General features: G+C 67.4%; 9 protein-coding genes. 5 read left to right on the forward strand and 4 right to left on the reverse strand.

Translation table 11 applies throughout. From position 1 onward, the window contains the following. Window positions 1–117: 117 nt before the first annotated feature. Window positions 118–1164, reverse strand: a complete 1047-nt coding sequence (locus GA645_RS15055) for a nitronate monooxygenase family protein (protein WP_152223819.1) — start codon at window positions 1162–1164, stop codon at window positions 118–120. Between the two features lie 98 nt (window positions 1165–1262). On the opposite strand from GA645_RS15055, the gene GA645_RS15060 reads away from it, so the two are divergent. Together GA645_RS15060 and GA645_RS15065 are read left to right on the forward strand one after the other, a co-directional pair. Continuing rightward, a complete protein-coding gene (locus GA645_RS15060) occupies window positions 1263–2135 on the forward strand; it encodes a LysR substrate-binding domain-containing protein (RefSeq protein ID WP_152223820.1) in 873 nt (290 codons plus the stop codon). Next, window positions 2132–3286: a YbfB/YjiJ family MFS transporter gene (locus GA645_RS15065; RefSeq protein WP_152223821.1), complete on the forward strand. Its 1155-nt coding sequence runs from the start codon at window positions 2132–2134 to the stop codon at window positions 3284–3286. Before GA645_RS15060 ends, GA645_RS15065 begins: the two co-directional genes overlap by 4 nt. 155 nt (window positions 3287–3441) lie before the next feature. Here the strand turns inward: GA645_RS15065 and GA645_RS15070 are convergent, their stop codons facing one another. Further along, on the reverse strand, window positions 3442–3882 hold the full coding sequence (locus tag GA645_RS15070; RefSeq protein WP_152223822.1) for a carboxymuconolactone decarboxylase family protein: 441 nt from the start codon (window positions 3880–3882) through the stop codon (window positions 3442–3444). Between the two features lie 150 nt (window positions 3883–4032). Between GA645_RS15070 and GA645_RS15075 the strand changes: the two genes are divergently transcribed. Then, a complete protein-coding gene (locus GA645_RS15075; protein WP_152223823.1) occupies window positions 4033–5466 on the forward strand; it encodes a PLP-dependent aminotransferase family protein in 1434 nt (477 codons plus the stop codon). Between the two features lie 527 nt (window positions 5467–5993). Then, window positions 5994–6284: a putative quinol monooxygenase gene (locus tag GA645_RS15080; RefSeq protein ID WP_152223824.1), complete on the forward strand. Its 291-nt coding sequence runs from the start codon at window positions 5994–5996 to the stop codon at window positions 6282–6284. A 1-nt stretch (window position 6285) separates the two neighbouring features. On the opposite strand, the gene GA645_RS15085 is transcribed toward GA645_RS15080, so the two are convergent. Together GA645_RS15085 and GA645_RS15090 are read right to left on the reverse strand one after the other, a co-directional pair. Beyond that, a complete protein-coding gene (locus tag GA645_RS15085; protein ID WP_152223825.1) occupies window positions 6286–7074 on the reverse strand; it encodes an SDR family NAD(P)-dependent oxidoreductase in 789 nt (262 codons plus the stop codon). Between the two features lie 231 nt (window positions 7075–7305). After that, window positions 7306–8922: a mechanosensitive ion channel family protein gene (locus GA645_RS15090; RefSeq protein ID WP_152223826.1), complete on the reverse strand. Its 1617-nt coding sequence runs from the start codon at window positions 8920–8922 to the stop codon at window positions 7306–7308. Window positions 8923–9225: 303 nt separating this feature from the next. On the opposite strand from GA645_RS15090, the gene GA645_RS15095 reads away from it, so the two are divergent. Next, window positions 9226–20601, forward strand: coding sequence for a VCBS domain-containing protein (locus tag GA645_RS15095; protein WP_152223827.1), 11376 nt, complete (start codon window positions 9226–9228; stop codon window positions 20599–20601). Window positions 20602–20635: the final 34 nt, after the last annotated feature.

The following is a 20635-nucleotide window of genomic DNA, read 5'->3' on the forward strand; positions in this document are numbered from 1 at the left end:
CTCGAGTCCTGGTGCGCGACTCCTGTAGGAGCGGGCCATGCCCGCGATCACGCCCATGGGGCGCTGCTACAGGTGCGGCAGCAGATCGCGAGCAAGGACCAGGTGTCCCCCTCGGTCCTACGCCCGGAACTCGGTCATCAGGGTTGCTACTAATTCCGCCGCCGGCATCTCCCGCGACAGCGGCGCGCCCTGCCCGGCCCACTGCACGGCGAAGTCGGTGTTGCCCTTGGCGGTCGCTGCTGCCGTCAGCGCCTTGGCTGCGTCGTAGGTGAACGGGTAGTCCGGCAGCGCCGGCGCATCCGCGCTGCCCACGTCGGTGAACAGCCGGTTCACCATGCCCCGCGCAGCGCGGCCAGAAATCGCCGCCGTCACTTCGGTGCGCTCCCCACGCTCGCCACGCAGCGCCGCCTTGAACGCGGCGCTGGCCGAGGACTCGCTGGCGGAGATGAAAGCCGTGCCCATCTGCACGGCCTGCGCGCCCAGCTCGAACACCGCGCGCATACCCTGCCCATCCATGATTCCACCAGCGGCAATCACCGGCAGGCCGGTGCCTTTCACCAGTGTGCGGACCAGCGCGAAGGTGCCGATGCGCGCGTCTTTCCCCGGCTCGAATACGCCACGGTGACCGCCGGCCTCATAACCTTGCGCGACGATGGCGTCGATGCCCGCCGCCTCGATGGCGCGGCCTTCCGAAAGGCAGGTGGCGGTAGCCAGCAGGCGGATGCCGGCAGCTTTCAGGCGGTCGATCCAGTTCTGCGGCGGCAGGCCGAAGTGGAAGCTGGCCACGGCCGGGCACGCGTCCAGCAGGAACTCCAGCATCTCCGGGTCGGCCAGGAAGCTGCGGTAGATCTCGGTGATCTGCGCGGGAGGCTGCGCATCGAACTCGGCGAATAGCGGCCGCAGGTGCTCCAGCCAGGCCGCTTCGCGCCCGGCATCTGCCTGCGCCGGGCGATGGCAGAACAGGTTGAGGTTCAGCGGCTTGTCGGTGAGGGCGCGGGTCTGCTCCAGCAATGCGCGGGCCTGCGTGGCATTGCTCGCGCCAAGACCGATGGAGCCGAGACCACCGGCATTGGACACCGCCGCGGCCAGCGCTGGCGTGGACACACCGACCATGGGCGCCTGGATGATAGGGTGCTGGATGCCGAGCAGTTCGGTGATGCGCATGATGGGGTCCTCGTCGTCGCTCCGGCAGTATCGCCGCTTGACTTACCATCTCATGAAGAGAATATTTACCGCAATATGTTCTCTAATGAAGATTAATCATGGATCTCTCCAGCCTGGAAATCTTCCGCTGCGTGGCCGAGGAGCAGAGCGTCACCCGCGCCGCCGCCCGCCTGCAACGGGTGCAGTCCAACGTCACCACGCGCATCCGCCAGCTTGAGGATGACCTTGGCGCCGCGCTGTTCCTGCGCGACGGCAAGCGCATGACGCTGACCGACCAGGGCCGCGAGTTCCTGGTCTACGCCGAGCAATTGCTGGCCCTGGCCGCCGAGGCGCGCCAGTCGTTGCACCCGGACAGCGCCAGCGGCACCCTGCGCCTGGGCAGCATGGAAGCCACTGCCGCCAGCCGCCTGCCGGAGCCCCTGGCACGCTTCCACCGCGACTGTCCGGAGGTGGAACTGCGGGTCGGCACCGGCCACAGCCAGAAGCTGCTGGACGAGGTGCTGAACCGCCAGCTCGACTGCGCGCTGATCGCCCACCCCGACATCCTGCGTGCAGAGCCCGGCTTCGAAACGGCGCTGGAGCGCGGCCTGCGCGCTGAGCCGGTATTCCGCGAGGAACTTCTACTGGTGCTGCCGGGCAACCATCCGCCAGTGAAGCAGCCGGAGGACGTGCAGATCCGCACCCTCGCCGGCTTCGCCCGTGGCTGCACCTACCGCTTGCTGGCCGAGCGCTGGCTGCAAGTCGCGCCGCTGGCGGTGCAGGAAGTGGGCTCCTATCACGGCATTCTCGCCTGCGTGAACGCCGGCTCCTGCATCGGCGTGCTGCCCCGTTCGGTGCTGGAATTGCAACGGGACATGCCGGACCTGCAGGTCGTCCCGATAATGGACGTAGACACCCTGCTGATCTGGCGCGACGGCTATGCCACCGGCGCCTTCCGGCGCTGGCGGGAAACCCTGGAGGCCCGCCCGTGAACACCTCGCGGCGCCTGCCCGCCGCATGGTCGGCAGCACTGATCCTCGCGGTGGGCATGGGCTTCGGCCGCTTCGCCTTCACTGGCCTCTATCCGCTGATGGTGCACGACGGTCTGCTCAGCGTCACTGGCGGCTCCCTGGCCGCCTCGGCCAACTACGCCGGCTACCTGCTCGGCGCCCTGCTCCTGGCGCGTAGCCATGAACGCCATGCCGCGCGAATCTGCGTACTGGCCCTGACCGGTACGCTGATCGCCCTGGCCGCCATGGCCATTCCGGCGCCAACCGGGTTCGCCATCGGAGTGCGTCTGCTGGCCGGCGTGCTCAGCGCCATGGCGCTGGTGGGCGCGGCGCAGTGGCTGCTGCAAAGCATGGGCGAGAGCCACGGCGCACCGATGATGTTCGCCGGGGTCGGCATCGGCATCCTCGTCTCGGCGGAGCTGATCGTCGCCGGCAACGCCCTCGGGCTGGGCAGCGCGGCGATCTGGTGCGTGCTGGCACTGGCTGGCCTGGTGCTGTCGCTGCTAGCCGCGCCGGCGCTCCGGCGACCTGGGCCATCCACCACGCAGCAAGCCGCGTCTGTTTCAGGCCAAGCGCCGCAGTTCTCCGCGCCGATCATCCTGCTGGTCTACGGTCTCGCGGGGTTCGGCTACATCATCACCGCCACCTACCTGCCGCTGCTGATGAAGAGCGGTCTGGGTGCAATCGATCCGTTGCAGGTGTGGGCGGTCTTTGGTCTCGGCGCGGCGCCTTCGTGCTTCCTCTGGCACCGCTTGCACCTGAAGCTGGGCAGCCGCCGCGCGCTGGCGCTGAACCTGCTGGTGCAGACCCTGGGCGTATTGCTGCCGGCACTGGGCGAATCGGCCTACCTCTACCTGGGCAGCGCGGTGCTGGTGGGCGGCAGCTTCATGGGTACCGTGACCATCGCCATGCCGGCGGCGCGCGCGGCGGCCAGCCAGGTGCGCTTCAACATGCTGGCGGCGATGACCGCACTGTACGGCGTTGGGCAAATCGTCGGGCCGCTGGTGGCCAGCGCCCTGCGCGGGCTGACCGGCAGCTTCATCCCGGCCCTGGGCGCTGCCGCCGGGGCCTTGCTGATCGGCGCGCTGTGCTGCCTGCCGATGCGACGACCCGCCGTGACGCAGCCCTTGTAGGGCGCATAGCGCGCCAGCGTTATCCGCCATGATGGGTATCGCTTCGCTCCACGCCATCCTACGGACCTACCGAAGTCAGTCCCTGTGGCGGGGACATCGCGGACAAAGTCCGCTCCTATGCATGCCGGGAACGTCGGAGCCGTCTGAGAAATTCCTCAAACCGGCGGCAGTTGGCGGAAGGACACGCCCAGACGATTCCACACGTTGATCGCGCCGATGGCCACCGTGAGGTCCACCAGCTCGCGCTCGCTGAACTGCTCCCGCGCATGCTCGAACACCGCGTCGGGCACCTTCGACTCCGAGAGCAGCGTCACCGCCTCGCACCAGTCCAGCGCCGCCCGCTCGCGCTCGGTGAAGAACGGCGACTCGCGCCAGACGCTGACGGCGAACAGGCGCCGCTCCGTCTCCCCGGCGCGCCGGGCCTCCATCGCGTGCATGTCGGCGCAGAAGGCGCAGTTGTTCACCTGCGACACGCGCAGGCGGACCAGCTCCAGCAACGGCCGCTCGACGGACAGCTCGAAGATCGCGGCCTCCAGGGCCAGTACCGCCTTCAGGGCCTCGGGCGATGCGGTGTAGTAATCCAGGCGTGGCTGCATGGCGGGCTTCTCGGTTATGGGGCCGCCCTATTGTGCGCGGCGCCGGGCGTCTGGCCGGTGGCCAATTCGTGGAAAAGTGATCACGCAACTTCACCGGCCGATCCGCCCGGCGCTACTCTTCCAGCTCTGCCACGCCCGCCGGAGCCAGCTTTGGAGCTTCACCTGATCATCCACGGCCAGAAAGACCTGGCCGGGCAACTCTATCGCCAGCTGCGCGAAGCCATCGATACCGGCCGCCTGGCCCCCGGCACCCGTTTGCCGCCCAGTCGCCTGCTGGCGGAGCAACTGGGCATCTCGCGCAAGACCATTTCCGATACCTATGCGCAGCTGACCTACGAGGGCGTGCTGGTCGGCAAGGTCGGCAGCGGCACCTTCGTCAACGCGCGGATGCCCCGCAGCGACCGGCGCCAGGACAGTTTCCGCTTTGCCAGCCAGGCCAACATCGACCATTGGGCCAGCCTCAACCCGCGCCTCAGCCATCCCGGCGCCGAAGGTACGGCCAAGGCCGACTTCATCGGCGGCGCCACCACCCAGCTGCAGTTTCCCCAGGAGGAATGGCGGCGCTGCGTGAACTACGCCATGCGCCAGATGAACACCCCGCGCGGGCACTACAGCCGCCCCGAGGGCATCGCCCCGCTGCGCGACGGCATCGCCCGGCACATCGCCTATGCCCGTGGGGTGAATTGCCAGCTGGACGACGTGATGGTCTGCAACGGCGCGCAACAGGCCCTGGACCTGCTCGCACGGGTGATGCTGCGCCCCGGCGACAAGGTCGCCATGGAAGACCCCGGCTATCCCCCGGCGCGGCTGCTGTTCCGCATGCTCGGCGCCGAGGTGGTGGGCGTGCCGGTGGACGCCGAAGGCATGCAGGTGGAGCGGATTCCCGATGGCACGCGGATGATCTACAGCACGCCTTCGCACCAGTTCCCGCTGGGCATGCCGATGAGCCCGGCGCGACGCGAGGCGCTGCTGGAGCGGGCCGTCGAGCTGGGCGCGCTGGTGATCGAGGACGACTACGACAGCGAGTTCCGCTACGAAGGCCGGCCCACCGATGCCCTGCAGCGTCTCGACCGGCACGGCGTGGTGGCCTACATCGGCACCTTCTCCAAGGTGCTGCTCCCGGAGCTGCGCCTGGGCTACCTGATCCTGCCGCCGTCGCTGTTCCCGGCGGTGATCCGTGCGCGCCAACTGTGCGACTGGCACAGCTCCACCCTGCCGCAATGGGCCCTGGCCAAGTTCATGGCCGAAGGCTACCTGCTCAAGCACATCCGCCGCTGCCACGGCATCTACGCCGGCCGCCGCGAGCGCATCCTCGCCCGGCTGGACGGCGACCTGTCGCCCTGGCTGGAGGCGGTGCCCTCGGTGGCCGGCTTCCACCTCAGCGCCCTGTTCCGCCAGCCGACCAAGGTGCCGCTGTTGACGGAGCTGGCGCGCAAGGTCGAGGTCGGCCTCTATGGGCTGGCGCCCTTCTACGACCGGGAGCCGGTGCGTGACGGGCTGGTGCTCGGCTTCGGCGCCATCGACACCCTGGACATCGACCCGGCGCTGGACAAGGTGCGCGACCTGCTGCAGCAGTTGGGGTGAGCTGGCCGCGCGGGGCCCCGTCCAGGTTCTGCCCGCTTTTGGGCGATTCGCTGCGCTCACCCTTCGGGCCGCACTGAAGTGCGTTCAGCGCAAGCGCTGTCCCGCGTTCGCGGGAGTGACGGTGTCATGTATCGCCCGCTGCACACGTCATACCCGCGAACGCGGGACGCGGCTTCATCGCGAACAGCGCTTGCGCTGGCCCGAAGGGGAATCACCCAGAAAACGAGGTAGGAGCGGACTCCGTCCGCGATAGCCAGAGCTACCTGCGTGATTCGCGGATAAGATCCGCTCCTACGGGAGCAGCACTCCGGACATGTCCCGGCGCTTGCCCTGCTTTCGTACAAGCGGACTTCTGCGCGATGCCAAGGGATTGGCCCGGTGTTTTTCCCGGGAATTGGCGGTTCAAGCCCAGGCGCGGCGCACTTAACCTTCCAGCATCAACTTTGAAAGCCGGTTCCGGCCTTTACCGGCGACCCGCTGCCCGCGCCCAATGGCCTCCCATCCCGTCCGCCGAAAGGAGCCCCGCCATGTCCCCGTCCGCCATTGCCATCCTCCGCGTGCAGGCGTTTTCCGGTCGGGCCGGCGCGCTGGGTATTCATCTGGGCCAGCTGCTGGAGCAGGTGCGCCAGCAACCCGGCTGCCAGTCCGGCGAGCTGCAGGCGCTGGATGCCGACCACTGGCAACTGCAAACCCACTGGAGCAGCCAGGCCGAGCTGGAGGCGCACCTGTCCGGCCCCAAGGCCCAGCAGTGGCTTGGTCAACTCGGCTGGAGCGACCTGGCGCTGGGTCTGGCCTTCGAGAGCCGCAGCGTCGACTGAATCAGAACGCCGAACGCACCAGCCCGCCGTCCACCCGCAGCGCCGCGCCATTGGTGGCGGACGAGGCTTCCGAGCAGACATAGACCACCAGGTTGGCAATCTCCTCCGGGCGGGCGAAGCGCTGCAGGAGCGAACCCGGCCGCGCGGTGCGGAAGAACTCCGCCTCGAACTCCTCGAACGGCTGGCCACCGGAGAGCTTGCCGACGAACTCCCCCACGCCCTCGGAGGCTGTCGGCCCCGGCAGCACCGCGTTCACCGTCACGCCGGTACCGGCGCAGCTTTCCGCCAGCCCACGGGAGAGCCCGAGCTGGGGGGTCTTGGTCACGCCGTAATGAATCATCTCCAACGGAATCTGGATGGCGCTCTCACTGCTGATGAACACCACCCGCCCCCAGTTCTTCTGCTTCATGCCCGGCAGATAGGCGCGGGACAGGCGAACGCCGGAGAGCAGGTTGACGTCGAGGAAACGCACCCAGTCCTCATCCGGGATCTCCTCGAACGACTTCGGGTCGAAGATGCCGAGGTTGTTCACCAGCACGTCCACCGCCGGGTAGCGCCGGACCAGCGCCGCGATCTGCTGGGGATCGGAAAGGTCGCCGGCGAAGCCTTCGACCTTCGCGTCGGCCTGTTGCGCGCGCAGCCGGCCCAGCGCCTCCTCCACCGACGCCTGGCTACGGCCGTTGAGGATCACCCGCGCGCCTTCCCGGGCCAGGCCCTGGGCGATGGCGAATCCGATGCCCTTGGTCGAGCCGCTGACCAGGGCGAGCTTGTCTGTCAGATGCAGGTTCATGAAAATCTCCCGCTGAAGAAGAACCAGGCCCCTGATGCCCCGGGGCACGAGACGAGGCGTGAGGACAGGCGCCATCCACAGAAACGACGATGCTCTCCGAAGAGAGCATCGTTCAGCGTCAGTCGGCCCTTTCCCATCACCGCCTGGGTGCTACGGTAGACCGCCTCCCCACAGTTGGCCCGACTGGCGACGAGCGGCCGCGCAGCCTGCACGAGGCCGGCGAGGCGCTATTCATTTCGCGACATCCTCACCGGCCGGTGGACGGGCCGGCGCGCTGTACCACTGATCCCTCGGCACCCACTTGGGATGGTTCGGATCGCCCAGGTAGTGCGGCGACATGATCTGCACGCCGTACTCGTTGAACACGTCCTGGATATTGGCATGCAGCACGCTCAGCAGCTCGGCGCGGGGCCGCGGCTCACTGGGAATGGCCTGGGCCACCAGGCGGTACTCGGGATAGAAGTCCGACAGCGCGGTCTGGAAAACACCAGGCGCGGGCTTGTCGAGAATGCCCTCGGTGCGCCGCGCCGCCTCGACCAGCATGGCCTCCACCTGGCGCCACGGGGTGTCGTAGCCGATGGTCACCACGGTATCCACCACGTAGCCCTGGCCCTGGACGATGCGCGAGTAGTTCTTGGTCACGGAGCCCGTGATCATCGAGTTGGGCAGGGTCAGTACCTCGCCCAGGCCGGTGCGGATAGTGGTGTTGAACATGCCGACTTCGGTCACCGTGCCCTCATGCTCGCCAATGCGGACGAACTCACCGGCGCGCAGGGTCCGCGAATAGGTGAGGATCAGCCCGGCGGCGGCCTGGCCAACCACGCTGGAAGCGCCGAGAGAGATCATCAGGCCGATCAGCACCGAGAGCCCCTTGAAGGCATCGGTGCCCGAGCCGGGCAGGTAGGGATAGGCCATCACCAGGGCGAACAGCCAGATCGCCAGGGAAGTCAGCCGAGTGGTCGGCTGCAGCGTTTCATCGGTCAGCCAGCCCAGGGTGCCGGGGCGCGCCAGGCGTTGCAGCAGGCGCCGGGAGAAGCCGCTGATCGCCCGCGCGATCAGCACGATGCACAGCGCCACCGCCAACCCCGGCATGGCGCCGAGTATGCCGTTGAGCAGGTAGCGCACCAGGTCGATCAGGTGCACGTTGAGGCTCTCGCCCCACGGACGGGTGTAGGGGAATTGCGACAGCACGAAGCTCAGCCACTGGTAGCTGAACAGGAACACCACCACCCAGTAGATCAGCCAGACCAACCTGCCGAACAGGTAATAGATGTACTGCACATCGAACAGCGTCGTGTGCCCGAGCTTGAACCACTGCCGGTGCTGGCTCATCAGGCGCGGCAGGCGCTCGAACAGCCGGCGCCGCCCCAGGCTTACGCCGCGCAGCAGGAGGAAATAGACCACCGTGGCCAGCGCCGAGTAGCCCAGCGCCATGAGCAGGAAGCGCAGGTTGCGCGCCTCGCCGCTCTCGCTCACCACGCGGCGCAGGTTGTCGGCTGCCTGCTCCGCCGCGACCCGTACCGAGGTGCCCGGTGGGTCGACATCCTGTGGCGTGACGATGAAGGCGCGACTGTAGCCCAGCAGCACGATGTAGCTGCTCTGGATCGGGTCGATGCTGACCGCAAGCTCTCCACCGCCCTGCAAGGCGTCTCCGATGGCAGCCCTTGCGCGGCGTGCGCGCAGCTCCGGGGTTTCGCCCAGCAGGTTGCCGCGGAAGGTCATGACCGTGCGGTTCTCGATACGCAGCTCGGCCGGCGCCGCGTCAGGAGCCGACACCGCAATGTCGCTGCCCGCCGGATCACCAAAACCCGCCAGTGGCCAGAACACCAGCGTGAACCACAGCAACATCCCGTAACGTATTCCCCGCTCTCCCCTTTCCCTGTCTGCGGCCGGCCTTTTGTTCGCGCAAAGCCTGGCCGTTCCCTGAGGCTCTAGCGTAGCCATTCGGAAAATAGCTGGAAAGCGGTAGGAAGCGTAGGCGCATCAATGCAATCCACTGTCTGAACAGTCAGAAACTGACTGTGACAATGTCGTGAAATCCACACACATATTCCTATTCGCTATCGAGAATCAGCGTCTACGCTTGCTCCTCGTATGTGCTTGAGATTGTGTTCCAAGCCGTGATCATTGACCGATCCGACGGGTACTGAAATGGATAATCAGGGCAAGGCGCGCGCCGCATTCCTTCTCCGCCCCCACACCCACGCGCTCGCTCTGGAGCAACGAATTCTCTTCGACGGCGCCGCCGCAGCGGCGGTTGACCAGCAGCACCACGACAGCCAGGCCGCAGAGGCCAAGGACAGCGCCCCGCCCGCCACCGCCGTGGAGGCACGCGCCCAGGCATCCGCCCCCGCGCCCAGCGCGCCGCGCAACCTGGTGGTGATCGACGCGCGCCTGGAGAACCGCGACCAGTTGGCCGCCAACCTGCCGGTGGGCAGCAGCGCGCTGGTCATCGACGCCGGCCAGGACGCCATCGCCACCATCAGCAATGCCCTGGCGCAGCTGGGCAAGGTCGACTCCATCCAGGTCTTCTCCCATGGCGCCACGGGCCAGTTCACCCTGGGCAACCAGACCTTCACCGCGCAGACCGTCGATCAACTCGGCGATCGCCTGAGCACCTGGCGCAGCGAACTCAGCCCCGGTGCGGACATCCAGCTGTATGGCTGCGACGTGGGTGCCGGCAGCGCCGGCCAGACCCTGGTCAACGAGCTGGCACGCTGGACCGGCGCCGATGTCGGCGCCTCCAGCAACGCCACCGGTTCCACCAGGGCCGGCGGTGACTGGAACCTGGAGGTCCGCTCCGGCGACGTGGACAAGGGCATCGCCCTCTCCGCCTCGACCCTCGATCACTTCCAGGGCCTGCTGGCCAACGCCAGCCCGACCGTGAGCGTCAGTATCCCGAGCAACAATGTCCTGCTCGGCGACCAGTTCACTTTCAACGTCGACCTGCGCAACACCTCCAGCCAGGTGGGCTACGCGCCTTATGTCGACCTGTTCCTACCCGCCACCGGCAAGGACGGCGACGACGGCATCCGCTTCGTCAGCGCCAGCTACCTGGGGCAGGCGGTCAAGTCCTTCGTCGTCACCTTCGACGCCGCCGGCAACGCCACCCACCCGCTGGCCAAGGACTCCAGTGGCAATCCGCTGGTGATCAGCGCCGCCAGCGTCGGCATGAAACCGGGCGACCAGTTCGTCGTCCTGCAGGTGCCCTATGCCAGCGTGTCCCAGGACCAGCCGGTCATCTCCCTGCAGGTCAACGCGAGCCTGAGCAACCTGGCCGATACCAGCCTGACCACCGGCAGCCCCGACCTGACCATCAATGCCCGCGGTGGCTTCGAATACGGCAACGACGCGCTGAACAACCCGACGGTCGACCCAAGTCTGGTGGAAGCCAGCCTGCACCCCCTGGTGATCCACCCAACCCTGCTCGACATCACCCAGAGCATCAACATGACCGAAGGCGAGACCGCCACCGGTCCCAACTTCGTGCATACCCAGACGGTCACCGTCACCCCCGCCGACGGCCAGACGCTGCACAACGTGGTCGTTACCCAGAGCGTGCCTGACGACGTGCGGGTAACCGCCATCACGCCCGGAGCGGGCGGCACACTGAGCTCGGTGACCCTGCGCAACGGCACGGTGCTGACCGATCCGGCACTGATCAATGCCGCCATCGCCGACCCGAATGTCTTTGTCGTTTCCTACACCATCACCTACGCGACCCTGAGCGCGCCGACCAGCGCCACCGTGGACTTCTACGTGCCGGAAATCGGGGCTGACGGCAATCCGGTACTCGACCCCACCACCGGCAATCCCGTCACCATCAGCTTCGGCCCGCCCACCGCCAGCGGCCAGTGGACCCCGCTGGACCCGCGCGACGTGACGCCCCCCGCCACCGATGTCGACTTCAGTGCCACTGGCGACGGTACCGGCGCGCGATTCGTCGCCAAGAGCATCACCCTGCAGAAGCAGGCGGTGCTGCAGAACGACACCGGCAGCACCGGCCTGAGCCCCGGCGACACGCTGCGCTATGTGCTCAACGTGGCGCTGTCGGACTACTTCGCCTTCGGCGAGAACATTCTGCGCGAGGGCCGCTTCACCATCACCGATACCCTGGCCGACGGTCAGAGCATCGTCGGCACGCCGACCATGACGATCAGCCAGAACGGCGCCAGCCAAACCATCGCCCTGGTCTATAGCGCCGTCGCCAATGCCGACGGCACCACCACCCTCACCATCGATATCGGCACATCGGTACTCAACGCCGTAGGCGGCCTGGGGGTAGGTGCGCTGTTTGGCGACCTGGCCTTCGACGACGTGCAGACTGCCGCCACCACCGCGGTCATCAGCTACAACGCGGTCATCAAGCAGGCCTATACCACCAGCCATCCGCCGCACAGCGAGATCAACGAAGGCGACAGCCTGGGCAACAACGCGACGGTGAGCGCCACCGTCCTCGAAGACATCATCAACATCGGCGGACTCCAGAGCGACGGCTCCTCGACCCTCAGCACCATTCCCACCAGCCAGGTGGATATCGACCTGCTCAGGGTCAACGGCGCCAACCCGCCCGCCGATGGCGAACTGCGCCCCGGCGACGTGGTGACCTTCCAGCTGTCCTACAACCTGGTCACCGGCGACTACGAGAACTTCAGCCTCACCGCCTACCTGCCCCTGCCGCTGCTGAACGTCAGCGGCATCGGCTGGGCCGTGGGCAATGGTGTCGGCCAATGGAGCCTCGGCCCCGGCAACAGCGACCCGGCACGCGCGATCACCGTCACCAGCGGCACCGGCAACTCGGTGGTGTTCAATTTCGGTAACTACACCGTCAACCAGACCAGCGGCGGGCGCATCGAGCTGACCTTCACCCTGCGCGTGGGCGACCAGCCCTTCGCCGACCAGCGCTCGCTGGACGTGTTGGCGCAATCCAGCCAGACCACCACCATCAACAAGACCGTGCTGGTGTCGTCCGACATCGCGGTGGTCCAGTCGATCGCCGAGCCGGTGCTCAACATCAAGCACGGTGTGGTCTCCAGCTACAACGGCACGGTTACCGGCACCACCGGTACCTGGAACAAGCCGGGGACTTCCGGCGTGCCCTTCAGCGGCAAAGTGACCGATCTCTCCGCCATCGACGGCAACATCACCGGCATCGACGGCGGCGACATGCTGCGCCTGGCCACCGCCATCGAGAACAGCGGCGGCGGCGGTGCCTTCGACGTGGTCACCAGCATCACCCTGCCGCCGGACCTGGCCTTCGTTGGCGGCAGCCTGGCGGCGGCCAACCTGCAGATCTACCGGGGCGACGGCACCCTGCTGCGCTCTGGCGTGGACTACAGCGTTTCCGGCAACCAGATCACCTTCCTCGACGCCGGCTTCGTCGCCAGCCTGCTGCCCGGACGCGCCGGTACAGCGGCGGACACAAGCGGGCAGAACATCGTCGTCATCACCTACGACGTCGTCGCCAACAACGCCATCGCGGCCGGTCGCACGCTGCAAAGCACGGCGATCCTGAGCAACTACGCCAGCGTCAACAACGGCACGGACTTCACCCCGACCGACCTCACCGACATCGCCAACCAGCAGGTGGCCGCGCCGGAAATCCGCAAGGTATTTGCCGGCGGCAGCCTGAGCGACAACGACTCCAGCGCCAGCCACACCACCGGCAACAACCTGGTGGTGGGTGAAAGCATGCTCTACGACATCGTCGTCACCCTGCCCGAAGGCACCACGCGCAACCTTTCGATCGACGACCTGATCCCCGCAGGCCTGCGCCTGGACACCAGCTTCAACGGTGGCCGGGGCTACCAGCTGATCCTCACCGCCGCAGGCAGTGGCGGCTCGCTCAGCCGCGACTTCCTCGGCAACATCGTCATCAGCGGCATGAGTGGCGTGGGCGGCACGCTGGGCGCCGACGGCGTCGATGCGCGCTTTACCTTCAGCGCCTCGAACAACGGCGTCGACAACGAGACTGGCAACAACAGCTTCGTCATCCGCGTGCAGCTGGTGGCCAGCAACGTGATGAGCAACCAGGCCACCCGCTCGCTGCAGAACGATGCGCGGCTGGTCTATCAGGACCCGGACGGCGACACCCCCAATGGCGTTACCCCGCTGGACCGCACGGTCAACCGCAGCGGCGGCGCGCCGACCGTGGTGGTGCGCGAGCCGACCCTGCAGATCACCCAGGCGATCACCTCCACCCCAGGCGTGGGCGGCTACGACCAGGGCGACCGGGTGGACTTCACCCTCACCATCAGCAATGGCAACGGCGCCAACGACTACGCGGCGTTCGACATCAACCTGCTGGACATCCTGCCCACCGAGCTGGACAACATCACCCTCACCGGCGTGCTCTACCAAGGGGGCGCCACCAACAACGGCGGCGTCGACTTCGTCATCCAGAACGGCCAGCTGATCACCGCCAACGGCGCCAACATCGACATCGCCAAAGGCGGCAGCATCACCCTGCGCCTCACTGGCGTGGTCAACGCCACGGCGGCTGGCGAGGCGACCTTCGCCAACAATGCGCGGGTGCAATGGACCAGCCTGGATGGCGCCAACGCGGGCGAACGCACCGGCGCCGACGGGGTGCTCAATGGCGGCACGCTCAACGACTACCGGCAGATTTCCGCGCTGCTCTTCCCGGTCTCCAACGGCATCCTGATCTCCCGCGTCGGCGGCCTGCCGGATACCCCGCCGCCCAGCGACGGCGGTGGCGTCATCACCTCCGCGATCAACGAGAACGTGGCCATTGGCGAGGTGATCCGCTACCGCGTGGTGGTCCTGGTGCCGGCCGGCGACAACCCCAATTACCAGGTGCGCATCGAGCTGGGCGCCGGGCTGCAGTTCCTCCCGGCCGACCTCAACAACATCCTCATCGCCCTGGTCTCGGACAACCCCAACGGCCTGACCACCGACGCCAACCTGATCAAGGGCGGCACCCTGTGGATGCAAGGCAACGAAACCAGCCCGGTGGCCGGGTACCTCATGCCCGACCTCAGTGGCGTGAACCCCACCGGCATCTTCGATGGCAACGCCACCAACTTGCGCATCACCACCAATGGCAATGGCAGCCAGACCGTCACCTTCAACCTGGGCAACGTGGTCAACCGCGAAACCGTCGACGGCAACATCGAGGGGATCGTCCTCGACTTCAACGTGCGGGTCACCAACGTCGCCAGCAACCAGGCGGGCTCGACCCTGGGTGTGAAGGCCATCGAACACGTTGGCCTGCCCGGCCAGGACGTCGACCGCGGAACCAGCGACACCCTGCTCGAACACGTGGTGGAGCCCAGCTTCGACCGCGTCTTCAAGCAGGTCATCGACATCCAGCCGGGGCCCAGCACCACCACCGCCACCGTGTCGGTGGACTTTACCCAGAACGGCGGCGTCCCCGCCTACAACGTGCACCTCCAGGACCAGTTCCCCAACGGCAGCAACTACCAGGTACAGGGCATCCTGCTCAACGGCACCGCGCTGAATCTGAACAGTCTGCCGGCTGGGGTCCGGATCAGCACCAATGGCGCCCTCTCGGTGGACTTCGACCGCCTCGCGGTGGGCGACAAGGTGCAGGTCATCTATCGCGTCACTGTGCCCAGCGCGGTAGTGGTCGACAACGCCGCCAGCTCCGCGGTACTGACCTGGACCAGCCTGCCGACCAGCTTCGAGACCAGCGGCTGGGGCGGCTCGGTGCCCGGCGCCGCCGGCACCGCCAGCGGCGAACGCACCGGCCAGGATGGCGCGGCCGGGCTGAACAACTACGTGCTCAGCGATGGCCTGGGCCTGGGCGTCGTCCAGGGTACCCTGTGGAACGATACCAATTCCGCCACCGGCAGCATCACCCCCGACGGCCCCGGCTTCGCCGGACGCACCGTGCAGTTGACCTGGGCCGGCGCCGACAACAGCTTCGGCACCGCCGACGACCGCGTGTTCAGCACCGTCACCGACGCCAACGGCCAGTACAAGTTCGCCGTACTGCCGACCGGCAACTACCTGGTGGTCATGCCGCAGTCCTTCCAGCTCGCCGCCGACAACCGTTTCAATGTCCGCATCGACACCGATACCGGCACCAGCGCCAGCGGCCTGGGCAGCGTCAGCCTGGCCCTGGGCGAAGGCGCCATGCGCAATGCCGATGCCGGCTACGTGCACCTCAACGAAGCGCCGGTGAACACCATTGCCGGGCAACACGGCCAGGAAGACACCGTGCTGCATCTGCTGGGGCTGGCCGTCGCCGACTCCGATGCCGGCAGCGGCATCCTGAGCATCACCCTGACCGTCCAGCACGGCGTCCTCTGGCAGACCGGCACGCCGCCCGCCTCCAACGCCACGCCACCGGGCGGCGCCGGGCGCACCCTGACGCTGACCGGCACCCTGGCACAGCTGAACGTGCTGCTGTCGCAGGTCTATTACAAAGGCGACCAGGACTTCAACACCTTCCGCAACGCCGAAACCCTGACCATGACCACCAATGACCGGGGGAATTTCGGCGATGCCAACGGCGACGGCATCCCCGGCCAGAACCCGGCCGACGCCCTGACCGACGTCGACCAGGTGCAGATCATCGTCGACCCGGTCAATGACCCACCCATCGCCCGCAACGACGCCGCCGATGCGGTGGAAGCCGGCGGCACCAACAACCAGACGCCGGGCAGCAACCCGTCGTTCAACGTGCTGGACAACGACAGCGACGTCGACATCGCCACCAACAACGACGTGATCCGGGTCACCAGCGTCGGCAAGCTGGGCAGCCCGGAGCTCGGCGTCTCGAACAATACCTTCAGGATCGTCAGCGGCGATTACGGCGCGCTGCTGATCTACAGCACCGGCGCGGCGATCTATCTCGTCGACAACAGCGACGCCGCCGTCCAGGCCTTGCGGCTGTCCACCGACACCCTGACGGACACCTTCACCTACACCATCACCGACCTGGCCGGCGCCACTTCCTCCGCCTCCATCACCATCACCATCCACGGCGCCAACGACGCCCCGGTGGCCGGTGACGATCTGGGCAACGCCACCGAGGCCGGCGGACGCAACAACGGTGACTACAGCCCGACCCAGGATGCCACCGGCAACGTGCTGACCAACGACACCGACGTCGACCAGAACGGCGAAACCAAGGCGGTCACCGGCATCCGCAACCTGCGCGAGCGCGTCAGCGGCCCCATCACCGATGTTCCCAGCGGCGGGTCGGTCAGTCTGGACGGTACCTATGGCCGCCTGACCATCAACGCAGACGGCAGCTACCGCTATGTGGTCGACAACACCAAGACCGCCGTGGAGCGGCTGGTGCGCGGCGATACCCTGATCGACTACTTCACCTACCGGGTGACCGACAAGGGCGGCCTCAGCGACCTGGCCGAGCTGCGCATCACCATCACCGGCAGCTACGACAACCCTGTGGCCAGCGACGATCAGGCCGTGGCCCAGGCCGCGGCCACCAACGACCCGACGCTGGAGAGCAACCCCACCGGCAACGTCATCCTCTTCCCCAGCCGCCCCGGCACTATCACCCAGCCCGGCGGCAACGGCGTGGACACCGACGTCGACCGCATCGACCGGCCCAGCTCCAAGCTCTCGGTGATCGGCATCGGCTCGATGCGCGAGGACCCATCGGCCCTGCTCAACGGCGTCGGAGCCGACACCAACTCCAGCAACGGCACGCCCGTCAATGCCACTTACGCGGAGATCAACGGCGTCGCCGTCACCGACCCCGATCCCTTCGGCACCCTGACCATCGGCGCCGATGGCTCCTTCAAGTTCGACGTCAACAGCGACAACATCACCATTCGCAACCTGCCGGCCGGCCAGGCCGTGGTGGTCTACTACACCTACGAGATTGTCGACCAGGAAGGCCTCAAGGACCGCGCGCAACTGGTCATCACCATCCGCGGCGTCAACGACCCGCCCGTGGCACAGATCATCGTCGCCACCGCCGTCGAGAAAGGTGGCGTGAGCAACGGATCAGGCGGCAGCGACCCGAGCGGCGACGTCACCACCCTGGCCTTCGACCCGGACGGCGACCCGATCAGCGTCTACTCGGTCAACGGTCAGACCTTCCCGGCCGATCTGACCCGGCCGCTGGTGGTCGCCGGCACCTACGGTACCCTGACCATCTACCGCGACGGCACCTACAGCTATGCGCTGAACAATGGCGACCCGACCGTGGAAGGCCTGCGCCTGAACACCGACCATCTGTTCGAAGGCTTCACCTACGTTCTCACCGACAACACCGACCCAACCGGCGCCACGGGGCTTTCCGACCCCTCCTTCATCCTGATCGTGATCCACGGCGCCAACGACAATCCGGTGGCCAGCGACGATGGGATGGACCCGCTGCACCCCGTGCTGGCGGTCGAGGCCGGCGGCGTCAACAACAACCATCCGGGCGTCGACCCCAGCGGTAACGTGCTGGACAACGACACCGACGTGGACTCGGTCGACTACGACGAAACCAAGTCGGTCGGCTCGGTGCGCACCGGCAGCGAATTCGCCACCGGCACCGCCGGCAGCCTGGGCGTGGAGCTGCGCGGTACTTACGGCTGGCTGACCCTCAACCCCGACGGCAGCTACCACTACCGGCTCGACAACAACGACCCGCGCGTGCAGGCGCTGCGCTCTGCCGCCGACCAGCTGACGGACGACTTCACCTATGCGGTGGTCGATACCGCCGGCGCCCAGGACCTGGCCACCCTGCGCATCACCATCCACGGCGCCAACGACACGCCGGTGGCGCAGAACGATAACGTCCTCGCCATCGAGAAAGGCGGCCGCGACAACAACCTCCCCGGCTACAACCCCAGCGGCAACGTGCTGGACAACGACCGCGACGTGGACGCCGGCGATGCGCTGGTGGTAACCGGCGTGCGCCAGGGCCTGCGCAACGGCAGCCTGGGCAGAGCGTTCGACGGTGCCTACGGCACCCTCATCCTCAACGCCGATGGCTCCTTCAGCTACGTCCTGGACAACGACAACCCCCTGGTCGAGGCCCTGCGCAACGACAACGACCGGCTGGAAGAAACCTTCACCTACAGCATCCGCGACCTGGCCGGAGCGACCTCCGTCGCCCAGTTGACTATCAGCATCCACGGCCGCAACGATGCGCCCCACGCACCCGCCCTGGCGGTATTCGCCGTCGAGGCCGGCGGCACCTTCAACGGCACCGCCGGCGTGTCGCCCACCGGCAACTCGCTCACCGATGTCCGTGACGTGGATGCCTACGGCGAAACCCGGCTGGTGAATGGCATACGCAACGGCGACATCTCCTCCAACGCCACCTTCAATGCCGTCGGCAATGGCGACACCACCCTGCTCGGCCGCTATGGCGTTCTGCACATCAAGGCCGATGGGCAGTTCCAGTACTTCATCAACAACCGCCTGCCGGAAGTGGAAGCCCTCAAGCCGGGCGAGAGCCTGGTGGAGTTCTTCTCCTACCAGGTCGTCGATGCCGATGGCGCCAGCGACATCGGCGTGCTGCGCGTCACCGTCCTCGGCGCCTGGGACGCCCCGGTCGCCCACGACGACCTCTCCCTCGCCCTGGCACAGACCCAGGACGGCGGCACCGGCTACAACCCCAGCGGCAACGTGCTGACCAACGACACCGACGTGGACGCTGGCGACGGCAAGGTCGTCAGTGGCATCCGCATCGGCGCCGAAGCGGCCGGTGGCGCGCTGGAGGCCGTCAACGCGGGCACCAGCAACGCCGACGGCACTATTGTCCAGGGGCTCTACGGGCAACTGATCATCGGCGCCGACGGCAGCTACACCTACAACGTCGACTCGGACAACCCGGCGGTGCAGGCACTCTCCCTGCTGCAGACGCTGGTCGAACACTTCACCTATGAAGTGCGCGACAACGGCGGCCTGGTCGACCTCGCCCAGCTCAGCATCATCGTCTTCGGCCGCAACGACGCGCCCCACGCCAACCCCGACTCGGCCGACGCCCAGGAGGCCGGCGGCCTGCACAACGCCACGCCGGGGCTGAACCCCAGCGGCAACGTGGTGGCCAACGACACCGATCTGGAAGGCGACACGCTCACCGTGTTCGAGATCCGCACCGGCGGCGACGGCTCCGGCCCGGCCAACGGCGTGGTCGGCACCCCGCTGCGCGGCCTGTACGGCACCCTGCTGATACAGGCGGACGGCAGCTGGTCCTATGAAGTCGACAACAACCTCGCCGCCGTGCAGGCCCTGCGCCTCTCCGGACAGACACTGACCGAAGTCTTCACCTATGGCATCCATGACAAGTTCAACGCCTCCAGCCAGGCGCGCCTGACCATCGTCATCCATGGCGCCAACGACACCCCCATCGCCAGCGATGACGCCGCCATCGCCGTGGAAGCCGGCGGCGTGAACAACGGCACGCCGGGAGTCGACCCGACCGGCAACGTGCTGGACAACGACAGCGACGTCGACAGCCCGGCCAACGGCGAAACCCGCCAGGTGGTGCAGTTCAGCGCCGAGAACGGCCACAGCGCCAGCGCCGGGCAGAGCCTGCAGGGGCTCTACGGCACCCTGGTGATCAACGCCGACGGCAGCTACCGCTACGTGGTGGACAACAGCAACCCCACCGTGCAGGCACTGCGCAGCGCTGGTGAAACCCTCACCGAGGTCTTCACCTACCGCATGCGCGACACCGCCGGGGCCACCTCCGACGCGCGTCTGACCCTGACCATCCAGGGCGCCAACGACAACCCGGTGGCGCGCGACGACAGCAACTTCGCCAGCGACCAGGTGCTGGCGCCGCACACCAGCGGCAACGTGCTGCCCAACGACAGCGACGTCGATGGCGGCGACCAGCTCAGCGTCACCGGCATCCGCACCGGCCAGGAGAACGAAAGCGGCCGCGCCGGCACCATCGGCCAGCCCATCGCCGGCCGCTACGGCACCCTCGTGCTCAATGCCGATGGCAGCTACACCTACACCATCGACCTGAGCAATCCCGAAGTGCTGGCGGCGGCCGGTCTGGGGCAGGTACTGAAGGACTACTTCACCTACACCATCAGCGACCTTGCCGGCGCCACCGACCAAGCGTTGCTGACCATCACCCTGGACATCTCGACGCCCTACATCCCGCCGGGCCCCTACGTCGGCCTCTTCGCCGGGGACGGCCGCCCGCTCGCCCCGGTGCTGGGCCTGGAGCCTGCGATCTTCGTGCAGCCGGTGGTGGAGCGCATCGACCACAACCTCTCGCTGTCCGCCTGGGGTGCGGACGGCAGCAACCTCGATATCTTCGCCACCCCGGAAATCGAGAGCCAGTCCCTCGGCGCCCAACTCGGCCAGATCAAGGGCCAGTTCGTCGCCCGCGCCGTGGGCGAAAGCCGGCGCGCCAGCGACCTGGACAAGCGCTGGGTGGACGGCCGCCACGGCGTCACCAGCCTGAGCGCCGACGGCCTGCTCCCCGACCCGTCGCTGTGGGCGCCCCTGCCCGCCGACATGGTGGCGAAACCCGACAAGACCGCGCAGACCGCACGGGGCTTCCGCGCCCAGCTGCGCGACGCCGCCCAGCGCCGGAGCGGCAACCCATGATGCGTACGCAACAATCACGGATGGACCAAGGACT

This window comes from Pseudomonas sp. SCB32, from assembly GCF_009189165.1.
Classification (GTDB): domain Bacteria; phylum Pseudomonadota; class Gammaproteobacteria; order Pseudomonadales; family Pseudomonadaceae; genus Pseudomonas.

What these genes read in the sequence shown, in the direction of transcription:
- GA645_RS15070 (WP_152223822.1), bottom strand. Translation starts at nt 3,882, where the DNA reads ATGCAGCCACGCCTGGATTACTACACCGCATCGCCCGAGGCCCTGAAG.
- GA645_RS15060 (WP_152223820.1), top strand. Translation starts at nt 1,263, where the DNA reads ATGGATCTCTCCAGCCTGGAAATCTTCCGCTGCGTGGCCGAGGAGCAG.
- GA645_RS15080 (WP_152223824.1), top strand. Translation starts at nt 5,994, where the DNA reads ATGTCCCCGTCCGCCATTGCCATCCTCCGCGTGCAGGCGTTTTCCGGT.
- GA645_RS15055 (WP_152223819.1), bottom strand. Translation starts at nt 1,164, where the DNA reads ATGCGCATCACCGAACTGCTCGGCATCCAGCACCCTATCATCCAGGCG.
- GA645_RS15085 (WP_152223825.1), bottom strand. Translation starts at nt 7,074, where the DNA reads ATGAACCTGCATCTGACAGACAAGCTCGCCCTGGTCAGCGGCTCGACC.
- GA645_RS15090 (WP_152223826.1), bottom strand. Translation starts at nt 8,922, where the DNA reads ATGTTGCTGTGGTTCACGCTGGTGTTCTGGCCACTGGCGGGTTTTGGT.
- GA645_RS15095 (WP_152223827.1), top strand. Translation starts at nt 9,226, where the DNA reads ATGGATAATCAGGGCAAGGCGCGCGCCGCATTCCTTCTCCGCCCCCAC.